11 protein-coding genes and 1 tRNA gene are annotated in these 20,368 nt (G+C 61.2%); 6 read left to right on the top strand and 6 right to left on the bottom strand.

All coding sequences use genetic code 11. The features are described from left to right. Window positions 1–59: 59 nt before the first annotated feature. From SynA1562_RS01750 to SynA1562_RS01740, 3 genes are read left to right on the top strand one after another with little or no spacing between them, the layout of a single operon-like run. Window positions 60–3,170 (top strand): efflux RND transporter permease subunit, encoded by a 3,111-nt coding sequence (locus SynA1562_RS01750; protein WP_186494530.1) that lies wholly within the window; start codon window positions 60–62, stop codon window positions 3,168–3,170. Continuing rightward, window positions 3,167–4,384 carry a hypothetical protein gene (locus SynA1562_RS01745; RefSeq protein ID WP_255445690.1) on the top strand — a complete coding sequence of 406 codons (1,218 nt, stop codon included), beginning with the start codon at window positions 3,167–3,169 and terminating at the stop codon, window positions 4,382–4,384. Before SynA1562_RS01750 ends, SynA1562_RS01745 begins: the two co-directional genes overlap by 4 nt. Further along, a complete protein-coding gene (locus SynA1562_RS01740) occupies window positions 4,381–5,337 on the top strand; it encodes a cupin (protein ID WP_186494529.1) in 957 nt (318 codons plus the stop codon). Before SynA1562_RS01745 ends, SynA1562_RS01740 begins: the two co-directional genes overlap by 4 nt. Before the next feature lie 11 nt (window positions 5,338–5,348). On the opposite strand, the gene SynA1562_RS01735 is transcribed toward SynA1562_RS01740, so the two are convergent. From SynA1562_RS01735 to psaA, 3 genes are all read right to left on the bottom strand, one after another. After that, entirely contained in the window at window positions 5,349–6,086 is a 738-nt protein-coding gene (locus SynA1562_RS01735) for a DUF3598 family protein (RefSeq protein WP_186494528.1), read from the bottom strand. A gap of 159 nt (window positions 6,087–6,245) precedes the next feature. After that, window positions 6,246–8,459 (bottom strand): photosystem I core protein PsaB, encoded by a 2,214-nt coding sequence (psaB, locus tag SynA1562_RS01730; protein ID WP_114987216.1) that lies wholly within the window; start codon window positions 8,457–8,459, stop codon window positions 6,246–6,248. A gap of 22 nt (window positions 8,460–8,481) precedes the next feature. Next, complete coding sequence (gene psaA, locus SynA1562_RS01725) at window positions 8,482–10,785, bottom strand: photosystem I core protein PsaA (protein WP_011363355.1); 2,304 nt, start codon at window positions 10,783–10,785, stop codon at window positions 8,482–8,484. Window positions 10,786–11,189: 404 nt separating this feature from the next. Between psaA and SynA1562_RS01720 the strand changes: the two genes are divergently transcribed. Both SynA1562_RS01720 and cobJ read left to right on the top strand, forming a co-directional pair. Further along, window positions 11,190–12,518, top strand: coding sequence for a hypothetical protein (locus SynA1562_RS01720; protein WP_186494527.1), 1,329 nt, complete (start codon window positions 11,190–11,192; stop codon window positions 12,516–12,518). A gap of 69 nt (window positions 12,519–12,587) precedes the next feature. After that, window positions 12,588–14,327, top strand: coding sequence for a precorrin-3B C(17)-methyltransferase (gene cobJ / locus SynA1562_RS01715; RefSeq protein ID WP_186494526.1), 1,740 nt, complete (start codon window positions 12,588–12,590; stop codon window positions 14,325–14,327). A gap of 66 nt (window positions 14,328–14,393) precedes the next feature. Here cobJ and SynA1562_RS01710 read toward each other — a convergent pair. Continuing rightward, window positions 14,394–14,467, bottom strand: a tRNA-Pro gene (locus tag SynA1562_RS01710). An 86-nt stretch (window positions 14,468–14,553) separates the two neighbouring features. Between SynA1562_RS01710 and lipA the strand changes: the two genes are divergently transcribed. Further along, window positions 14,554–15,423, top strand: coding sequence for a lipoyl synthase (lipA, locus tag SynA1562_RS01705; RefSeq protein WP_186494525.1), 870 nt, complete (start codon window positions 14,554–14,556; stop codon window positions 15,421–15,423). Here lipA and SynA1562_RS01700 read toward each other — a convergent pair. Together SynA1562_RS01700 and gltB are read right to left on the bottom strand one after the other, a co-directional pair. Further along, window positions 15,401–15,709: a YciI family protein gene (locus SynA1562_RS01700; protein ID WP_186494524.1), complete on the bottom strand. Its 309-nt coding sequence runs from the start codon at window positions 15,707–15,709 to the stop codon at window positions 15,401–15,403. The two genes, lipA and SynA1562_RS01700, sit on opposite strands and share 23 nt — an antisense overlap. Window positions 15,710–15,724: 15 nt before the next feature. Further along, window positions 15,725–20,326: a glutamate synthase large subunit gene (gene gltB / locus SynA1562_RS01695; RefSeq protein ID WP_186494523.1), complete on the bottom strand. Its 4,602-nt coding sequence runs from the start codon at window positions 20,324–20,326 to the stop codon at window positions 15,725–15,727. Between the last annotated feature and the right edge of the window lie 42 nt (window positions 20,327–20,368).

The raw sequence follows: 20,368 nt of genomic DNA, 5'->3' as shown, positions 1-20,368 counted from the left end.
GATTCAAGGCAGCCGGGGGATTTTTCCTGGCAGGATTCATTCACATTTGAGACGTCCCGGTGCGGTCGATCTCCCAGCCGTTTCTTCGGCGGCCGGTTCTGACGGTCGTCTGCAGCCTGCTGATCCTTTTAGCGGGCTGCACGGCGTTGTTCGGCCTAGGGCTTGAGGATCTTCCGCCCCTCGCTCCCACCCGGGTGAGTGTGAGTGCCAACTTCCCGGCGGCTTCACCGGAGGTGGTGGAGCAGAGCGTGACCCGGGTGTTGGAACAACAGCTGAATGGCCTGGAAGGGGTCGAAAGCATCAGCTCAACCAGCAGGCAGGGCGGCGCCAGCATCTCGTTGCGCTTCAACGCGGGTGATCCCGAGCTGAATGCGATCAAGGTTCAAAACGAGGTGAACCTGGCCAGCCGACGGCTGCCCCAGGCCGTAACGCGCCAGGGGCTCCAGGTGCGGCGCTCCTCGGAAGACCTATTGATGATCCTGGGGTTCAGCCACCCACCGGATCAATACGTCCCCACCTTTCTCACGGGCTGGCTGAACCAGACCCTGCGGGATGAACTGCTCACCACACCTGGCATCGGTGATGTACAGATCTTTGGCAGCAGTGAACTCTCCTTTCGCCTGTGGTTGGATCCGCAACTCCTCGAACAGACCAACCTCACCCTTGGCGACGTCAGCCGAGCCCTGGCTGAACAGAACGTTTTGGCTGCCATTGGCAGCATCGGGGCTGCCCCAGTTCCAGCGGGCCAAGTGCTGAGCCTTCCGGTGGAAGCGGAAGGGCGACTTCGCAGCCAATCGGATTTCGAGAACCTCGTCTTGCGCCGGTTGGACAACGGCGGGCTGCTGCGCCTGAAGGATGTGGGACGGGTTGCCCTCGGACAGCGCAACTACGGACGCGAGGCCATGAATCTGGCTGGCGAGCGCTCGGTGGCCGTGGGGATCTACCAGCGCGATGGGGCCAATGCTCTGGACGTGAGCAGGGCGATCAAGCGCAAGCTGCAGCAGTTGGAAGCGAGCTTTCCCCCGGGCATCGAACTGTCGATGATCGTGGATGTGGCCGACACGGTTCAGGCCAACCTCGATCGCACCTTCATCACCCTGCGCGATGCCGTGTTGCTGGTGCTGGTGGTACTGGTGCTGTTTCTGGGCCGCTGGCGTCTCGCCCTGATCCCTGGCCTTGCTGTGCCGGTGGCGCTGGTGGGAAGCCTCAGCCTGGTGAAACTGAGCGGTTCCAATCTCAACAGCCTGATCCTGTTTGGGCTGGTGCTGGCCACCGGGATCGTTGTGGATGACGCCATCGTCGTCAGCGAAGACATCGCCGGACGCATCGAACGGGGCACACCCCCCGAACAGGCGGCCGAGGACGCCATGGCTGAGCTAGCGACGGCCGTTGTGGCCACCTCATTGGTGCTGGCAGCCGTGTTCCTGCCCGTTCTGCTCATTCCCGGATCGATCGGACGCCTCTATCAACCGATCGCCCTGGCCATCAGCGGAGCGATTCTGTTCTCCACCTTGAATGCGCTCAGCTTCACCCCGATGGCCTGCGCCCGGGTGTTGGGCCCAGGGGGCGGCCGTCTTCCTGGGGCCATCGGCAAGCTGAGCCGCTGGCTTCGGCAGGGCATGCAAACCCTGCAATCCAAATACGCGAAACAACTCGAGCACTGGTTGCAGCGCAGGCGACGCATCGCCCTCGTGCTGCTGAGCGGCTTGGTCATCACGGCCTCAGGATTGGCCGTCATGCCGACGGCGTTCATCCCCGATGACGACCAAGGTCAGATCCGCGGCTACTTCACACTTCCCGACGGCGCCAGCCTGGAGCGCAGCGTGGCCGTGATGGACGACATCCGACGCGTCGTGAGTGAAGAGCCCCTGGTGCGCACTGGCAACTTTTATGCCGGCAGCTCCTTCGGGCAAAGCGGAGAAGACCGTGGATCGTTTTACCTGCGCCTTCAGCCACTTAAGGATCGACCCGGCAAAGAGCAGAGCAGCAACGCCATCAAACGTCGTCTCAACAGAAAGATGCAGCAACGAATTGGTGATGCCAGGGTCGTGCTGATCACACCACCAACCGTGCGGGGCTTCAGCAGTGAATCAGGACTCTCCCTGGAACTGCTGGACCGCAGCGGAGGGCAACTCAGCCTGGAGCAATTCGGCCAAGTCGCCCAGGACTTCATCCAGACGGCCAAGGCGACAGAGCGGTTTGAACGGGTGAGCACCCGCTTTGATGCCAGCTTCCCCCGCTGGCGGCTGGAGCTCGACCGCAACCAACTGGCTGCTCTCGACCTCGACTACAGCGCAACGCTGCGGGAGATCGGCACCGCCTTCGGCGGCCGCTACATCGATGACACCTACGACGACGGTCGCATCCGCTCCATTGTTCTTCAGCTGGATGGCCGCGAGCGACGTCGTCCGGAGGATCTGACGGGTCTGATGGTGCGCAACCGCAGCGGTGAACTGGTGTCGGTGGCAAGCTTGGCCAGCCTCACCCGCGAGGAGGGCGTTAACAACATTCGCCACTTCGGGCTCAACCGGGCCATCCGGATCACGGCCATCCCCGCACCAACGGTCAGCAGCGGTGAAGCCATCAATGCCCTGACCCAGGCCGGTGATCGCATTGGAGGCAGCAACATCGGCCTGGCCTTCACGGGCCTGGCGTTGGAAGAGCAACGGGCTGGGCAGGTGACTTGGGTGCTGTTCGCCCTCGGCGTGACGGTGGTCTATCTGCTTCTTGCCGCTCTCTACGAGAGTTTCATCGACCCGTTGATCATCCTGCTCACGGTGCCATTGGCCCTGCTCGGAGCCCTGATCGGCTTGAAATTGCGGGGCCTTCCACTGGATGTTTACGGCCAGATGGGACTCCTGGTGCTGGTGAGCCTGGCGGCCAAAAACGGAATTCTGATCGTGGAGTTCGCCAACCAGCGGATTGCAGCAGGCCTGGCCCTACATGACGCAATTGTGGATGCGGCCGTGAACCGGATGCGCCCGATCCTGCTGACAGCGGTCACATCCCTGGCAGGTTTCCTGCCGCTTCTGTTCGCCCAGGGCACGGGAGCCGCCAGCAGGATCAGCATTGGCACCGTGGTGTTCAGCGGACTGCTGGTGGCCTCATTGCTGTCTCTCTATGTGGTACCAACTGTTTACCTGTTGCTGAAGCGCTGGAGATCGGCATGAGCGAACCCCCTGCCATGGCGAGAACTCGACGACTGATCCTGCATGCAGGCACCCATAAGACAGCATCGTCAGACATTCAGTGCCGGGTGCGCCGCAGTGCATCGCTGCTGGCGGACCAGAAGATCATTTACCAATTCCCTGACGAGGATCAGTGGGATTTCAAACAGCTCGTGAAAGCCATGAGCAAGGAGCACTGGGATCCATGGCATTCCTATCTCAAGCGTTGGAGCAAGACCGATGCAGACGTATTGATCAGCGCCGAACAATTTGGCCCGCAGCTCACATGTGCTGGGGCCGTTAGCGCCCTGCAGACAATCGCCAGAGAACATGGATTTAAGCTAACAATTATCATCTTTATCCGCTCCCAGCTCGATTACATCAATTCACGATATGGATACAGCTTAAAACGTTTTTATCACAGCAAAACCTTTGCCGAATACGTCCAAGACGTCCTGGACGGCGAACGAATGATCAAAGGCAAAGCAGTCGAAAAAGACAACAGACGATCCGATATCTTTGATTTCTGGAACTACTTTTCTTCTCTTCTAAATGTGCGCAACTGCGAACTTGATGTGCGTTTCATTCCGTTCCGTCAAACCCATCCAGATCCATTCATCCAGTTTCTGCATTCACTCGATCTTGACCCATCTCTGCCCTGGGCCGAACACAGAGAGAGCAGCCTGAATTCAGGAACAGGGCCGAGGGGAACCTGGCTGGCGCGGGAGCTTTCACAAAGGCTGCGACATCACGGAATCTCCCCGAAAGCAATTTCAGGATCAACAACCATCATTCCCAAGGAAACCGCATTTCGCGGTTGGGATGACGGCAAATTCTGGGGATTTAATGCGGCGTTAGCCCATCGCGTTCAGGACCATTTCAAAGCCAACAACAATTTATTTGCACAAGCGGCCTGGGGCCGTCCATGGAAGGAGGTATTTATCCATGACAAAGCACTCTTAAATCGGCCCGAGAATAGTTTTGTACCCTCAGGGCCCGAGGAAACCGTTCAGATGCACCGTATTGCCGATCATCTTCTGTTGCGCATTCATCGGCGCCAGACGCACCGCCGACTGCATCGGCTGCGGGAGCCAATCGAACGACTGATGAGCCGCGTTGTTTTGCGGAGCGCAACAGTTGCCACAACAGCCGTGAAAGTCAGCGGCGTAAGGTGCCGTTCACTGCGTCGAAGACGCGTCGTATTTAGAGCAGGATGACGGTCACCCCACAGGCGAGTACCCCCACCAGCGCCCAGGCCCAATTCTTTGACTACAGCTCTGCAGCCAACCCCTTGCAGAAGGGTTTGATCAGCAGAATCCCTTATCGGAGCTTTCCCGCCAGTTTCTTTGACGGGAGCGGCAATGAGCTGATGCCGCTAGACCTCAGCCCGGAGCTCGATTGCGAAGGTCCGGCCACGGGTCCATCGCTCTGCGGCAACTTCATTCGACTGGACCAGGCGTCCTTGCGAACCCATGCAGATGCGACCAGTCAGCTGTTCTTCGTGGCCCGAGGCCATGGGCAAACTGAAGCCTGTGGTCAGGTTTTTCACTGGAGCGAGGGAGACACGTTCGTGCTTCCGGCAGGCGGCGAAGCCATTCACAGCAGCGACAGCCACGCCGGCCTGTATTGGGTGCACGATGCCCCACTGCTTCGTTATCTGGGCGTGAGCACCGTTAAACCGGTGTTCGAACCCTGCTTCTACAGCCATCAGGATGCTCGCGCGCAGTTGGATGCCATCGCCAGCAATCCCCGCGGAGCCAACGCCAATCGCGTAAGTGTGCTGTTGGGAAACAACGCCTTCCCGCAGACGCGCACCGTCACCCATACCCTCTGGGCCATGTTGGGAATCCTCCCCGCAGGCCAGGTGCAGCGCCCCCACCGACATCAGTCGATCGCCCTTGATTTTGCGGTGGCCTGCCAACCGGGTTGCTACACGATGATCGGCACCGAGCTGGACGAGAACGGGATGATCCGCAATGGGCACCGGGAAGACTGGGCAGCCGGCGCAGCCTTCGTGACACCGCCCGGTTACTGGCACTCCCACCACAACGAATCCGGAGCCGACGCCTACGTACTGCCGATTCAGGATGCAGGCCTGCACACTTATCTGCGCACCCTCGACATTGCCTTCAGCAACAGAGGCCGGGCTGACTTAAGCAACACCCCATAGCCAACCCAGGCTCAACGGGTGAGCAGTTGGTGGTTCACCGACGTCAGGGCACCGTGTTCTGAATAGCGACGTGAAATTCGCTCGAGGCGCGCTGCACTCGAGAGCCAAAGCGCTTCGATGCTGAAGGGCTGGTGGGGATCAATCTGGGCAGGCGCCAGAAAGGCTCCTCCATCCGGCAAAAAGATCCAGCGATCAAGATCGCTTGCGGCAAAACAGATGTTGTCCCCTGGCGAAGGGAGGTCGCAACGCCAGTCACCGATCAGCTGATCTGCCTCCAGGGGTGGACATTCCAGCGCTGGACTTCCGGCGAGAAACTCACGGATCAGAACGATCCGATCCAATTGCCCCGCACCATCCCACAGCAGCACCAGGCGGTGACGGCGTTGGTGATGCAGGAACCCAAACTCGGCGTAGAGCTTGGCCCAGGTGCACCGGTGCAGCGTCCCCCTTGAAAAACTGCCGGTGCCGAAGACCCCCATGTCGGGATCCAACCGCGTGAAGCTTTGAACGATCCGCTTTTCTGGCTCACCTGCAGGCGGTTGATGGGGAGAACTCGATCCCGCTTCCTCAGGCCAGAGCAGCAGGGTCAGATTCAGTGGCACGCCGGCGGGTGCCGGTTCGAGCCTGAGCAGGGAGGGCTGACGCTTGGTGCGTTGAAGCGTCCTGTCCAGGCTGTCGAACCAGCCGCGCCACTCACCAACGTTCCGCTGCAGGTGCTCCCATTCGCCCACGTTCAGCCCGCTCACCATCGAGGCCTGAGGCTAGGCAAGGCCCAGAGCAATACGAGAACAACAACACGGTCTAACAGAACCACTGCGAAGCACAGACAACAAAAATCCCCACCCGGAGAACCGGGTGGGGACGTTTGAAACGAGGAACGACTCGTCGCGGGTTAATTCAGGAAGGAATTAACCGAATTTCCCTGAAGTCGAGGCAATCAGGAAGGCGGCGTACGTCAAGACATAGCCAACCGTGAAGTGAGCCAAGCCGACAACACGGGCCTGAACGATGGACAGTGCCACGGGCTTGTCGCGGTAACCCATCATGTTGGCGATGGGGCTGCGCTGGTGAGCCCAGACGATGGTCTCGATCAGTTCCTGCCAGTAACCCCGCCAGGAGATCAGGAACATGAAGCCGGTGGCCCAAACCAGGTGTCCGAAGAGGAACATCCAAGCCCAGACGGCGAGGTTGTTGCTTCCGAACGGGTTGTAGCCGTTGATCAACTGGGAGGAGTTGAGCCACAGATAGTCGCGGAACCAGCCCATCAGGTAAGTGCTGGATTCGTTGAACTGGGCCACGTTGCCGGACCAGATGGCCAGGTGCTTCCAGTGCCAGTAGAAGGTCAGCCAACCCACGGTGTTCAGAGCCCAGAAGACAGCCAGGTAGAAGGCGTCCCAGGCAGAGATGTCGCAGGTGCCGCCACGGCCGGGGCCGTCGCAGGGGAAGGAGTAGCCGAAGTCCTTCTTGTCGGGCATCAGCTTGGAGCCGCGGGCATCCAGGGCACCCTTCACAAGGATCAGGGTGGTGGTGTGCAGACCCAAGGCAATGGCGTGGTGAACCAGGAAGTCACCAGGGCCGATGGGCAGGAACACATCGGTGTTGCCATTGATCGCGTCCAGCCAGTAGTGCTCACCAGGAATGTTCTGGGCAGCAAGGCTGGCGGAGCTGGAGGCGTTGGAGAGCAGCACGTCCATTCCGTACATGGCCTTACCAGAGGCGGCCTGAACGAACTGGGCGAACACGGGCTCAACCAGGATCTGCTTCTCAGGTGTACCGAAGGCAACGACCACATCGTTGTGGACGTAGAGGCCGAGGGTGTGGAAACCGAGGAACAGCGAGACCCAGCTCAGGTGGCTGATGATCGCTTCCTTGTGCTCGAGCATCCGGGCCAGGACGTTGTCCTTGTTGGCTTCGGGGTCGTAGTCACGGATGAAGAAGATCGCACCGTGGGCGAAGGCACCACACATCAGCGCGATGGCGATGTACTGGTGGTGGGTGTACAGGGCTGCCTGAGTCGTGTAGTCCTTCGCGATGAAGGCATACGACGGCATCGAGTACATGTGCTGCGCAACGAGGCTGGTGACCACGCCAAGAGAGGCGAGAGCCAGACCCAGCTGGAAGTGCAGGCTGTTGTTGATGGTGTCGTAGAGACCCTTGTGGCCAGCACCGAGGTCACCGGGGGTGCCCTTCGGGGGGTTGTGGGTTTCGAGGATCTCCTTGATGGAGTGACCGATACCGAAGTTGGTCCGGTACATGTGGCCGGCGATCACGAAGAGGCAACCGATGGCCAGGTGGTGGTGGGCGATGTCCGTCAGCCAGAGAGCTTCTGTCTGAGGGTGGAAGCCACCAAGGAAGGTGAGGATGGCGGTGCCGGCACCTTCGGAGCTACCGAAGACCTGATTCAGAGAATCGGGGTTTTCGGCGTACACACCCCAGTTGCCGGTGAAGAAGGGTCCAAGACCAGCGGGGTGAGGCAGAACGTTGAGGAAGTTGTCCCAACCAACGTGCTGACCGCGGGCTTCGGGGATCGCAACGTGAACCAGGTGACCGGTCCAGGCGATGGAGCTGAAGCCGAAGAGGACAGCAAGGTGGTGGTTCAGACGCGATTCAGCGTTTTTGAACCAGGCCAGGGAAGGACGGAACTTGGGCTGCAGGTGCAACCAGCCGGCGAAGAGGGCCCAAGCCGACAGGATCATCATGAAGATGGAACCCTGATACAGCTCGGCATTTGTCTTCATGCCGATTGTGTAGAACCAGTGATAAAGGCCTGAGTAGGCGATGTTCACCGGGGAGGAAGCGCCCGCTTGGGTGAAGGCGTCAATGGCGCCTTGACCGAAGTGGGGATCCCAGATTGCGTGAGCGATGGGGCGCACGTGCAGGGGGTCGGCGACCCACTGCTCGAAGTTGCCCTGCCAGGCGATGTGGAACAGGTTTCCCGAAACCCACAGGCCGATGATCGCGAGATGACCGAAATGGGTGGAGAAGAGCTTCTGATAGAGGCGCTCCTCCGTCATTCCGTCATGGCTCTCGAAGTCGTGAGCCGTGGCGATCCCGTACCAAATACGGCGGGTTGTCGGGTCCTGGGCCAGACCCTGGCTGAACGAAGGGAATTTCGTTGCCATTAGAGGGAGAGGTCAGGTGAGGTCAGCCGACCACAAGAATGTGGGCGTGGAAGAAGGCCCACGTGGTCGCAATTCCGCCCAAGAGGTAGTGGGCAACACCCACGGCACGGCCTTGGATGATGGAAAGAGCACGGGGCTGGATGGCGGGAGCCACCTTCAGCTTGTTGTGAGCCCAGACGATGGACTCGATCAGTTCCTGCCAGTAGCCGCGGCCACTGAAAAGGAACATCAGGCTGAAGGCGAACACGAAGTGGGCGCCGAGGAACATGATTCCGTAGGCGGCTGTGTTCGAGCCATAGCTGTTGATCACCTGAACGGCCTGAGCCCACAGATAGTCACGCAGCCAGCCATTGATGGTGATGGCGCTTTGGGCAAAGTTGCCGTTGGTGATGTGCGCGACGGAACCGTCGGCATTCACCGTTCCCCAGATGTCGCTCTGCATCTTCCAAGAGAAGTGGAAGATCACGATTGACAGGGAGTTGTACATCCAGAACAGGCCCAGGAACACGTGGTCCCAAGCGGAGACCTGGCAGGTGCCACCACGACCAGGACCGTCGCAGGAGAAGCGGAAGCCCAGATTGGCCTTATCAGGGATGAGGCGGGAGCTACGGGCGTACAGGACACCCTTCAGCAGGATCAGCACCGTCACGTGAATCGTGAAGGCATGAATGTGGTGAACCATGAAGTCGGCGGTGCCGAGCGGCATGGGAGCAGCGGCAACCTTGCCGCCGACGGCGACAACGGAACCGTTGAACACTTCACTCACACCCGCGAGGGCGTTGGGAGCCGTGCTGCCGGCAGCTGCGGCATGCACGTTCTGAATCCACTGAGCAAAGATCGGCTGAATGGAGATGGCCGAATCGCTGAACATGTCCTGGGGACGACCCAGGGCACGCATGGTGTCGTTGTGGATATACAGGCCGAAGCTGTGGGCTCCGAGCCAGATGCAGACCCAGTTGAGGTGGCTGATGATGGCGTCGCGAGCCTTGAGCACCCGATCCAGCACGTTGTCGATGTGCTTGGCGGGGTCGTAATCGCGAACCATGGCGATGGCGGCGTGAGCGCCGGCACCAACGATCAGGAAGCCGCCGATCCAGATGTGATGGGTGAAGAGCCCGATCTGGGTGGGGTAATCGATCGCTTGGTACGGATACGGAGGCATCGCGTACATGTGCTGAGCAACGATGATGCTCACCGAACCGCCGATGGCGAGGTTGACCGCCAGCTGGGCATGCCAGGAATTGGTCATGAAGTCGTAAAGACCGTCGTGACCGTTGGTGGCAGGGAACAGCAGGGGATCACCCTTCTGGCCTTCATGGATCTCCTTGATGGAGTGACCGATGCCCCAGTTGGTCCGGTACATGTGACCGGCAACGATGAACATCACGGCAATCGCCACATGGTGGTGGGCGATGTCGGTCATCCAGAGGCTTCCCGTCACAGGATTCAAACCACCCTTGAAGGTGAGGAAATCGCTGTAGGCAGCCCAGTTGCCGGAGAAGAAGGCACCGACACCAGCGCTGAAGCCGGGATACAGCTGCGCCAGCAGGTCCTGATTGAAGAACTCGTGGGGCAGCGGAATGTCTGCAGCCGAAGCGATGGTCTTGCCATTCAGCACCAGCGGTTGGCCGGCATCAATGGCATCCATCAACTTGGTGACAGGAGCAGACACGTGGATGACGTGACCAGCCCAGGACAGTGAACCGAGACCCAGCAGACCTGCCAGGTGGTGGTTCAGCATCGACTCAACGTTCTGGAACCACTCCAGCTTCGGCGCAGCCTTGTGGTAGTGGAAAACACCGGCGTTGAGCATGAGGCCGGCCATCACCAGGGCACCGATGGCCAGAGCCATGAGCTGGGTTTCACTGGTGATGCCCCAGGCCCGCCACATCTGGAAGAGGCCTGAGGTGATTTGGATGCCTTGGAAACCGGCACCCATGTCGCCGTTGAGGACTTCTTGGCCGAAGACGGCCCAGACCTGCTGGGCGCTTGGCTTCACATGGGTGGGATCAGCAAGCCAACCGGAATAGTTGGAGAAGCGGGCGCCATGGAAGAAGGCACCGCTGAGCCAGATGAAGATGACGGCCAGGTGGCCGAAATGGGCGGAGAAGATCCGCCGAGAGACCTCTTGAAGGTCGCTCGTGTGAGCGTCGAAGTCGTGAGCGTTGGCGTGAAGGTTCCAAACCCAGGTGGTGGTTTTGGGACCTTTCGCGAGAGCGCGGTCGAAGTGTCCGGGCTTACCGAACAGCTCGAAGGTTGCTGGATTGTCAACCTTCTCGACCTGGCTTTTCGCGTCACTCCCACGCTCAGGTGGGCTGATGGTCATCGAGTCGTTCCTCGAGGGACGGGTTTCGAGGTGGTGGGCCACCCCTCCGAAGGGCCGAAGCCAATCGGGGCCCCGAACACGGATCCACAAGGAATCAGCATCCGGGCGTCAGTACGGCAAAGGAGTCGAAACCCCTTGTCTGCACTGATGCTGGGGCCCCAAAGAGGGGACCGCTGGCGGAAGCATAGGGGCGGAGAAGGGGGTTAAAGGGCCCTGAGTTACAAAGGTTCAATCCTGTGGCGGACCAGTCAGCGACAGGCGTCTGCAGAAGGCTGAGAATCAGCGAAACAACAAAGATCTCAAGCAGTAAGCAATACAATTTCACGCATATTTCCTTCCTAAATAACTAAAACTCTGACAGTGAAGGGCGGATTGTTCAGAATGATCGGATCTGTTCATGCCCGATGCGTCGCCCTGGCCTGAAGTCGATATGGGCTGTTCTGCTGGCAGCAGTGCTGCTTCTTGGTGCCGGCTTACCTGTTCATGCGCGTCCTGGATTCTTCAATCGTGATTCAGGGTCCGCTGCCAAACCGCTGCCGAGTTCAGCCCCCAGCGGGAAGCTCCAGGAAGTGGCTCCTCCAGGGGCAGTGCAACAGCTGCGACAGAACCTGCAACAGCACCGCCCCTCCCTGCGGCTGATCGCTCCAAGCAACGACAGCATCGTTACCTCTGACGCCCTTGAGCTGCGTTTCGAAATCGACGACTGGCCCCTCAGCAGCGACCCCGAATTGGGTCTAGGGCCCCATGTGGTGCTCCAAATCGACAACCGCGCTCCCCTGCGGTTGAGCGAAAGCAATGGAAACCGCTTGAAAGTCCGCATCGATGACCTGGAAGCGGGCAGTCACCGGTTCAGCGCCTGGGCCGCTTACCCCTGGGGAGAAGCCGTTCAAACACCGGGAGCCTCAATCCAGGGACGCCTGCACCTCTGGCAAAAACTGCAGGGCACACAACCCGAACGCGATGCTCCCTGGCTGGTCCCTGTCTCGCCATCCGGAGAGCAGGGCCTGCAACCCCTTTTGGTGGATTGGCTGATCTGGAATGCTCCGCTGCAAAACCTGCGGGAGGGCGATGGACGCTGGCGGCTCCGCATCAGCATTGATGGAGACAGCTTTTTGGTTGATCACCAGGAAGCCCTTTGGCTCAAAGGATCGAACGGCGCAGGCAGCCACGACATTCAGATGGAACTGCTGAATGGGCTGGGTGAGCCGATCACACCGGTCTTTAACAATCAGCTGATCCATCTGAAAGCTGCATCCGGTGCCAAGCCGGGCTGGATGCGCCCACGCCTCAGCGAAAGCCAGCTCGCGCGCCTGAGCGGCTCCCCTGAGCCTGAAGTTCTGGAGGTGGTTGAATCCACGCCAGAGCCTCCTCAAAGGACTGAGGAGAAACAACAAGAGCAGACAGAACAGCCCCGAGACCTCCCTCAGGCTGAGCTCAAAGCCGAGGCCGTCGTCGAGGACGAGGTCGATACCCAGACCACGGCCGTCCCTCAGCCCACGGCACCAGAGGAAAACGAAGAGCAGGAGCCTGAGCCGCTCATAGCTGAACAGCCCCTTGCCGAACAGCCATCCAAATCAGAAACGGCTCGGCCCACTCCTCCCACTCCCGCCCAGGAAAAGCCAGCGGAGTCTCAGCAGCCAGCCAACGAGGAACCCAAGCTGAAGCCAAGCAGCAGCCTGGGAGGATCAGCCCGTGAGTTGCTCAACAGCGATGGGCGCTTGCGCAAGCCCTGATCCGGATTTCCTGCCCTGAACCCCACATCTGCCGCTCCCGCTCTGGGCCTAGGACTGAGCCCCAGCGCCATGCCGCTGTTGGAGCGTTTGCTGCTGCGCGGCCACATCGAGCGGATCAAGCCAGCCGATCAAGACATCAGCACCGCCCTTGATGTGCACTGGACGGCAGAGAACGTCGTGTTGTTCGTGGGCGCCGTGGGAGCAGTGACGCGCCTGATTGCAGCTCGGATCCAAGGCAAAGAGAAGGATCCAGCCGTTCTGGTGCTTGACCCGAAAGGAGAATTCATTATTCCGCTTCTGGGAGGCCATTCCGCAGGCGCCGAACAGCGCGCCCGAGAGATCGCGATGGATCTCGGCGGGCAGGCGGTGATCACGGGCGCCTGCGCCCATGAAGGACGTCTCCCCCTGGATGCCTTTGGGGAGGGCTGGGGCTGGAAACGCAGGGGATCGGTGGCCCATTGGCGCGATCTGATGGTGCGGCAATCCCAGGGATCCAGCATCAGCGTTCACCAGAGCAGTGGATCCACCGCCTGGCGAGGCCCTGAAGGCCATCCCTTGCTGCACAACATCGATCCCAGGGGGGGGGCAGACGCCGCTGATCTTGTGATCGGAGCGCGCCGTCAGGGTGATTGCCAGTGGCATCCAGCAACGCTCTGGATCGGCATCGGCTGTGAGCGCAACACCAGTGTTTCGCTGGTGGAGAAGGCCATTGCCGAGGCCTTGGCAACAGCAGGACTGGCGGAGGAGGCTGTCGCCGGAATGGCCAGCGCAGCGCGGAAAGCTGATGAACCGGCCCTGCAAGAGCTAAGCCGCACCAGGGCATGGCCGTTCCGAACCTTTGTGGAGCACGCCCTTGCATCCATCGACGTGCCAAATCCCTCCGAAGTGGTGCGCCAGGAAATGGGGACTGCGTCTGTGGCTGAAGCAGCGGCCTTGCTGGCTGCGGGCGAACAAGGTCATCTGATCCAGCCCAAGAGAATCAGCCGTCCGGCAACAGGGGAGCAGGGTGCCGTGACGGTGGCCATTGCCGAGGCGGCCCTCCCCTATGCGCCAGAGAGGGGAGAGCTGCACCTGGTGGGCAGTGGTCCAGGGGATCTGTCCCTGCTCAGCGGAGACGCCAAAGCAGCCCTCTCCCGTTGCTGCGCCTGGGTTGGTTACAGCCTCTACCTCGATCTTCTGGAGCCCCTGCGCCGCCCGGATCAGGTCCGATTCGATGGCCAGCTCACCCGGGAATGGGACCGCTGTACCGAAGCACTGCGCTTGGCCCAACAAGGGGCCAAAGTTGCTCTGATCTCCTCCGGCGACAGCGGGATCTACGGCATGGCGGGATTGGCCCTGGAGCTGCTGCTTCAGCAACCCGAGCAGGAGCGGCCCAGCTTCTCGGTACATCCAGGCATTTCAGCCTTCCAGCTGGCCGCCGCCCGGGCCGGGGCGCCACTGATGCATGACTTCTGCTGCGTGAGCCTCAGCGATCGCCTCACGCCGTGGGCCGTGATCGAAAAGCGACTGGAGGCCGCCGCTGCTGGAGATTTTGTGCTCGCCCTCTATAACCCGCGGTCCAAGGGCCGGGACTGGCAGCTGGGACACGCCAAGGGGATCCTGTTGAAACACCGCCCCCCCACAACCCCGGTGACGCTGGCGCGGCAGCTGGGCCGCGCAGAGGAATCCCGTGAGCTCACGAGTCTTGAGCGATTGGAGCCGGAATCCGTGGACATGCTCACGCTTGTTCTGATCGGGAACAGCAGCAGCCGTGCCGATGGTGACTGGATGGTGACGCCGCGGGGGTACCCCGGGGCAAGTCTTCAATGAGGACTGAGTTTTTCCGGCTTAGCTCAGGTCTCCATCAAGACCTGGCAGTGCCATGCAAACCAAGAATCGGGATGACAGGATTCGAACCTGCGGCCCCTTCGTCCCGAACGAAGTGCGCTACCAAACTGCGCCACATCCCGGCACTGCAATCTTAAAAGATCACAGTGGAGCGAAATCCAGGCAGATCTCAGCAGCGACTAGGGTCGTGGATTGAAGATGCTTCGCCGTGCTCAAGCCGGAGTGGTTGCGCGTTAAAGCTCCGCAGCGCGAGCGAATCGGCGCCGTGGCCGACCTGCTGCTGGACTTAAATCTGAACACGGTCTGCCAGGAGGCGAGCTGCCCCAACATCGGCGAATGCTTTGCAGGCGGCACCGCCACGTTTTTGATCATGGGGCCCGGCTGCACCCGCGCCTGCCCCTACTGCGACATCGACTTCGACAAGAGCGTCCGTGAGCTCGATCCCACCGAGCCGCAACGGCTTGGGGAAGCTGTGGCCCGTCTGGGCCTGAAGCACGTGGTGATCACTTCGGTGAACCGCGACGATCTCGCCGATGGAGGTGCGTCCCAGTTCGTTGCCTGCATCGAACAGGTGAAGCAACGCTCACCGCTCACCACGATCGAGCTGCTGATTCCCGACTTCTGCGGCAACTGGGATGCCCTGGCAACGGTGATGACCGCCGCCCCCCACGTGCTGAACCACAACATTGAAACGGTGCCGCGGATGTACCGCCTGGCGCGGCCCCAGGGCATCTATGAACGCTCCCTGGAGCTGCTGCAACGGGTGAGGGAGCAATGGCCCAAGGCCTACAGCAAGTCGGGACTGATGGTGGGGCTCGGGGAAACCGATGAGGAGGTGATCGAGACTCTCCGGGATCTGCGCAAACACAAGGTCGACATCGTCACCATTGGTCAGTACCTCTCACCTGGCCCAAAGCACCTGGCCGTCGACCGTTTTGTCACTCCGGCTCAATTCGAGACCTACAGAACAGTGGGCGAAGAGGAGCTGGGCTTCCTCCAGGTGGTCAGCACACCACTCACCCGCAGCAGCTACCACGCCGGCGAGGTGCAACGGCTCATGGCCAGCCATCCCCGCTGACGGGGATCCATTCCTGCACCTGCCAGTCCACCAGGCCGGCGATGATCATCGGGTCGTTCTGGACCCACGCCAGGGCATCGGTGTAGGACGACGCCTCAAACATCAGTAGCCCACCGCCGCCCGGACGCCGGTCGCCATCCACCAGGTAACCGCTGCGTAGACGGCGGCCGGCTGCAGCTTCATCTGCAACCCAACGGCGGTGAGCCTCCAAGGTGGGTCGCCGCTGCTCAACAGGGAGGGCGGCGGCGACAGCCGTGAATGTTTCAGTCTTGACGAACCAGGCCACGGACTGGGGACGGCGCTAGGCCGCCACAGCCTGCTTGTCGGCCAATCCCATCGCCTCCCGTTCACTGGGGGGGACCAACACCTTGAAGCGACCCTTCGCCGCAGACCAATCGGCCAGGAGAGCAGCAGCCTTCTCGCTTCCCGTGAGCGCCACATGCCTTTCCAGCAGACCCTCCAGCAGAGACTCCTGCTCATGGGTGGTGATGGTGCAGACCTCAACAATCTCCGGGTTTACCCGAGGAGCAACACGCCCCTCTTCATCCAGCAAGAAGGTCACACCACCGGTCATGCCAGCGCCGACATTGCGACCGGTGCTGCCGAGAACGACGACGACACCACCTGTCATGTACTCACAGCAGTGGTCACCAGCTCCCTCCACAACCGTGCGGGCACCGCTGTTGCGAACACCGAAGCGCTCGCCTGCCCGGCCATGGGCAAACAACTCTCCGCCGGTGGCCCCGTAGAGGCAGGTGTTGCCGAGGATCACCTGATCCCCTGGAGAGGCACAACCGTCTGATGGCACCAGGGTGATGCAACCACTGTTCATGCCCTTGCCCACGTAGTCGTTGGCCTCGCCTTCCAGACGAACCTGCATGCCCTGCACCAGGAAGGCCCCGAAGCTCTGGCCTGCGGCACCCCGGAAGGTGAGATCGAGCTGTCCCTTGAAGCCGCGGTTTCCATGGCGCTGGGCGATTTCACCGGCCAGACGGGCACAGACACTGCGATCGGTGTTGATGATCTCGATGCTGCGGCTGATGGCACCGTGGTTCTCCAGGGCAGCCATCAGCTCAGCGTCAACCAGGAGCTGATCCTCGAGGATCGGTCCATTGCCGTGAGCCTGGTCGCTGTGGCGAAGCCAGGAACGATCTTCGGCACCGCTGATCGGAGCCAGCAGGCTGGAGAGATCCACACCCTTGGTCTTGGCCAGATCAACCGAGCGGGCCTGGAGCAGATCGGTGCGGCCGATCAGCTCCTCGAGGCGGGTGACGCCGAGCAGGCTCATCAGCTGACGCACTTCCTCTGCGACGTACCAGAAGAAATTGACGACATGCTCAGGAATACCGGTGAAACGCTTGCGCAGGTTCTCCTTCTGCGTGGCCACACCCACAGGGCAGTTGTTGGTGTGACAGACGCGAGCCATAACGCAGCCCTCGGCGATCATCGCGATCGAGCCGAAGCCGTATTCCTCCGCCCCCAGCAGAGCAGCAATCACCACGTCCCAGCCGGTCTTCAGGCCTCCATCGGCGCGCAGCAGAACACGATCACGCAGACCGTTCTCCACCAGGGAGCGGTGCACCTCGGTGAGGCCCAGCTCCCAGGGGCTGCCGGCATGCTTGATCGAACTCAAAGGAGATGCGCCCGTGCCACCGTCGTGACCGGAGATCTGGATCACATCGGCGTTGGCCTTGGCCACACCCGCAGCGATGGTGCCGATGCCGATCTCAGCCACCAGCTTCACGCTCACGGGAGCAGCGGGATGCACCTGATGCAGGTCATGGATCAGCTGCGCCAGGTCTTCAATCGAATAAATGTCGTGGTGTGGTGGTGGTGAAATCAAGGCCACACCTGGCTTGCTGTTGCGCAACCAGGCGATGTACTTATCGACCTTGGGCCCTGGCAGCTGACCGCCTTCACCAGGCTTGGCACCCTGGGCCACCTTGATCTCCAACTGCTTGCCGCTGCGCAGGTATTCCGCCGTCACACCGAAACGGCCTGAAGCCACCTGCTTGATCGCCGAGCAGGCGGTGTCCCCATTGCGCAAACCACCAATGCTGGGGAATGAGGTGGAACGGCCCTCCCCATCCACATCCTTGAGGATCTGGAAGCGCGCTGGGTCCTCACCGCCTTCACCGCTGTTGCTCTTGCCGCCGATGCGATTCATCGCCACGGCCAACACTTCGTGGGCTTCGCGGGACAAAGCGCCCAGGCTCATCCCGCCTGTGCAGAAGCGGGTGCAAATGCTCTCGATGCTCTCCACCTGATCCAGGGGGACTGGGGTGGGAGCCAACTTGAACTCCAACAGGTCTCGCAGGGCCATCACCGGTCGGTTCTCCAACAAGGCCTGGTAGGTGGAGAAATGGTCGTAACCAGGGCCATGGGCCACCGCCTTATGGAGCGCCTTCGACAGCTCAGGGTTGTTGCGGTGGTACTCCGCCCCACTGCGGTACTGAACAAAGCCCATGAATTCGAGCTTGCTGCGATTGAGCTCCGGGAAGGCCTTGGCATGCATCGAGAGCGTTTCGTTCGCCAGCTCGGCCAGCGTCATGCCGGCAACACGGCTGGTCGTTCCGGTGAAGGCGGTCTCCACCACATCCGCTCCCAGGCCGATCGCTTCAAAGATCTGAGCGCCGTGATAGCTGGCCAGCAATGAAATTCCGATCTTGGAGAGGATCTTGCGCAGGCCGTTCTCCAGCGACTCACGAACGTTGGCCTGGGCCTGATTGGCATCCAGGGCGGGCAACTTGCCCTGTTCGATCCGCTTCTTGGTCTTGGGGTGATCCAGCCAGTGGCGAGTGGTTTCCCAGGTGAGCCAAGGGCAGACGGCACTGGCGCCGTAACCGATCAGGCAGGCCATGTGATGGGTGCTCCAGCACTGGGCCGTATCCACCACCAGAGAGCACTGCAGCCGCAGCTTCTGGCGCAGCAGATGGTGATGAACAGCACCCACAGCCAGCAAGGCCGGCATCGCCACTGTTGTGGGGGTCAGCGGGGCAGCAGCCCCCGTGCCATCGACCCGGTCGGACAGCACCAGAACTTGGGCTCCGTCACGCACCGCCTGCTCCGCAACGCTGCACAGCGCCGCGATGGCCTGTTGCAGGCCTCCCGCACACGACTCCACAGCAACCTGGGTGGACACCGTCTTGACGGGCAAGCCCTGCTCACTGATGGCCGCCAGCTCAGCCTCGTTCAAAACGGGCGTCTCCAGATGGATGACGGAGGCCGCTTCCGGCTGGGGCTTCAGGGCGGGCCGGCGCTCACCCAGATGCATCTCCAGGCTCATCACCAGCTTTTCCCGCAGGGGGTCGATCGGAGGGTTGGTGACCTGGGCGAAGCGCTGCTTGAAGTAGTCGTAAAGCAGGTGCGGCTTGTCGGAGAGCACCGCCAGGGGGATGTCATCACCCATGCAGTAGGTCGGCTCCTTACCGAGAGCCGCCATGTCTTCGATGATCAGATCGAAATCTTCAGCGGTGAACCCCATCGCGGTCTGCAACCGCAGCAGATCGAGTTCACCCACCTGCCGGTCCTGGGTCCAAGGCTGGGGGGCCACACCGCGGCGATGCTGCTGCAGCCACTCGCCATAGGGGAAGCGCTGCGCCGCGTCTTCCTTCACCGACCAGTTGTCGAGCAACTCGCCACGTTCGAGATCAACGGCCACCATCTGACCCGGGCCAAGACGACCTTTCTGAACAATCGTCTTGCCGCTGAGATCCACCACGCCGGTCTCCGATCCCATGATCACGAAGCCGTCAGCGGTGGTGCACCAACGCGCCGGACGCAGCCCGTTGCGATCCAACGTGGCGCCCACCCGCTTGCCGTCGGCGAACACCAACAGGGCCGGGCCGTCCCAAGGTTCCTGAATGCCCGCGTTGAATTCGTACATCGCCGTCACATCGGGACGGCTGTCGAGATCGGGCTGATTGCGAAACGCTTCGGGCACCAGCGTGATCAGGCTGTCGGTGATCGACCGACCACTGCGCACCATCAATTCCAGAGTGGCATCCAGGTTGGCGGAATCGCTGAAGGCAGAGTTCACCACCGGAATCAGGTCATCAGCCGCCTCACCCCAGACGTTCTCGAGGCTGGCTTCTGAAGCCTTGGCCCAGTTGAGGTTGCCCAGAAGCGTGTTGATTTCGCCGTTGTGGCCGAGAAGCCGCATCGGCTGCGCCAGAGGCCAGCGCGGCAGGGTGTTGGTGCTGAAACGGCGGTGATACACCGCAAAACTCACCTCAAATCGAGGGTCCTGCAGATCGGCGTAGAACTGCGCCAGCACCTCGGATCGCACCATCCCCTTGTAAACAACCGTTCGGCTGCTCAGGGAGGCGACATAAACGTCCTGGGCCACCTCAGCACCCAGAGCGGCCCGCACACGGGCACCGATGCGTCGCCTCAACCGCAGCAGCTGCCCGTCGAAGATTGCGTCGTCCGCATCACCATTCAGCACCCACTGCTCGATCACAGGAGCTGTGGCACGGGCCAAAGGGCCGAGAACCTCAGGGGCGACAGGCACCGTTCGCCACCCCAGAGGCTGCATGCCAAGGGCTCTGGCCTCTTCATCACAAAGGCCACGCACCTCAGCACGACGGCTGGCATCCGTCGGCATGAACATCATGCCGAGACCACGAGCTGCAGCCGCCTCGGGCCAAACAGCTTTCAAATAGGACCAGGGGATCTCACACAACACACCTGCGCCATCGCCGGAGTCGCCATCACCACCGCAACCACCACGGTGCTCCATGCATCCCAAACCACGCAGGGCCTGCTCCAGCACCCAGTGACTGGCCTGCCCCTGGAGCTGAGCCAGGAAACCAACGCCACACGCATCCTTCTCACCCGCAACAACCTCAGGTGCAGGGCTGTCGCAATAAGGCCAGACAGCAGAACGGATGGCGTCAGACATAGGGAACTCAACCGGACGATCGCATGGGCCTGCAGCTTCGAG

The sequence above is a fragment of the Synechococcus sp. A15-62 genome, assembly GCF_014280075.1.
GTDB lineage: Bacteria > Cyanobacteriota > Cyanobacteriia > PCC-6307 > Cyanobiaceae > Parasynechococcus.
The sequence above is the reverse complement of the archived record's forward strand: the minus strand, read 5'-3'. Positions and strand labels throughout refer to the sequence as shown.

What these genes read in the sequence shown, in the direction of transcription:
- gltB (WP_186494523.1), bottom strand. Translation starts at nt 20,326, where the DNA reads ATGTCTGACGCCATCCGTTCTGCTGTCTGGCCTTATTGCGACAGCCCT.
- psaA (WP_011363355.1), bottom strand. Translation starts at nt 10,785, where the DNA reads ATGACCATCAGCCCACCTGAGCGTGGGAGTGACGCGAAAAGCCAGGTC.
- psaB (WP_114987216.1), bottom strand. Translation starts at nt 8,459, where the DNA reads ATGGCAACGAAATTCCCTTCGTTCAGCCAGGGTCTGGCCCAGGACCCG.
- SynA1562_RS01740 (WP_186494529.1), top strand. Translation starts at nt 4,381, where the DNA reads ATGACGGTCACCCCACAGGCGAGTACCCCCACCAGCGCCCAGGCCCAA.
- cobJ (WP_186494526.1), top strand. Translation starts at nt 12,588, where the DNA reads ATGCCGCTGTTGGAGCGTTTGCTGCTGCGCGGCCACATCGAGCGGATC.
- SynA1562_RS01720 (WP_186494527.1), top strand. Translation starts at nt 11,190, where the DNA reads ATGCGTCGCCCTGGCCTGAAGTCGATATGGGCTGTTCTGCTGGCAGCA.
- SynA1562_RS01735 (WP_186494528.1), bottom strand. Translation starts at nt 6,086, where the DNA reads ATGGTGAGCGGGCTGAACGTGGGCGAATGGGAGCACCTGCAGCGGAAC.
- SynA1562_RS01745 (WP_255445690.1), top strand. Translation starts at nt 3,167, where the DNA reads ATGAGCGAACCCCCTGCCATGGCGAGAACTCGACGACTGATCCTGCAT.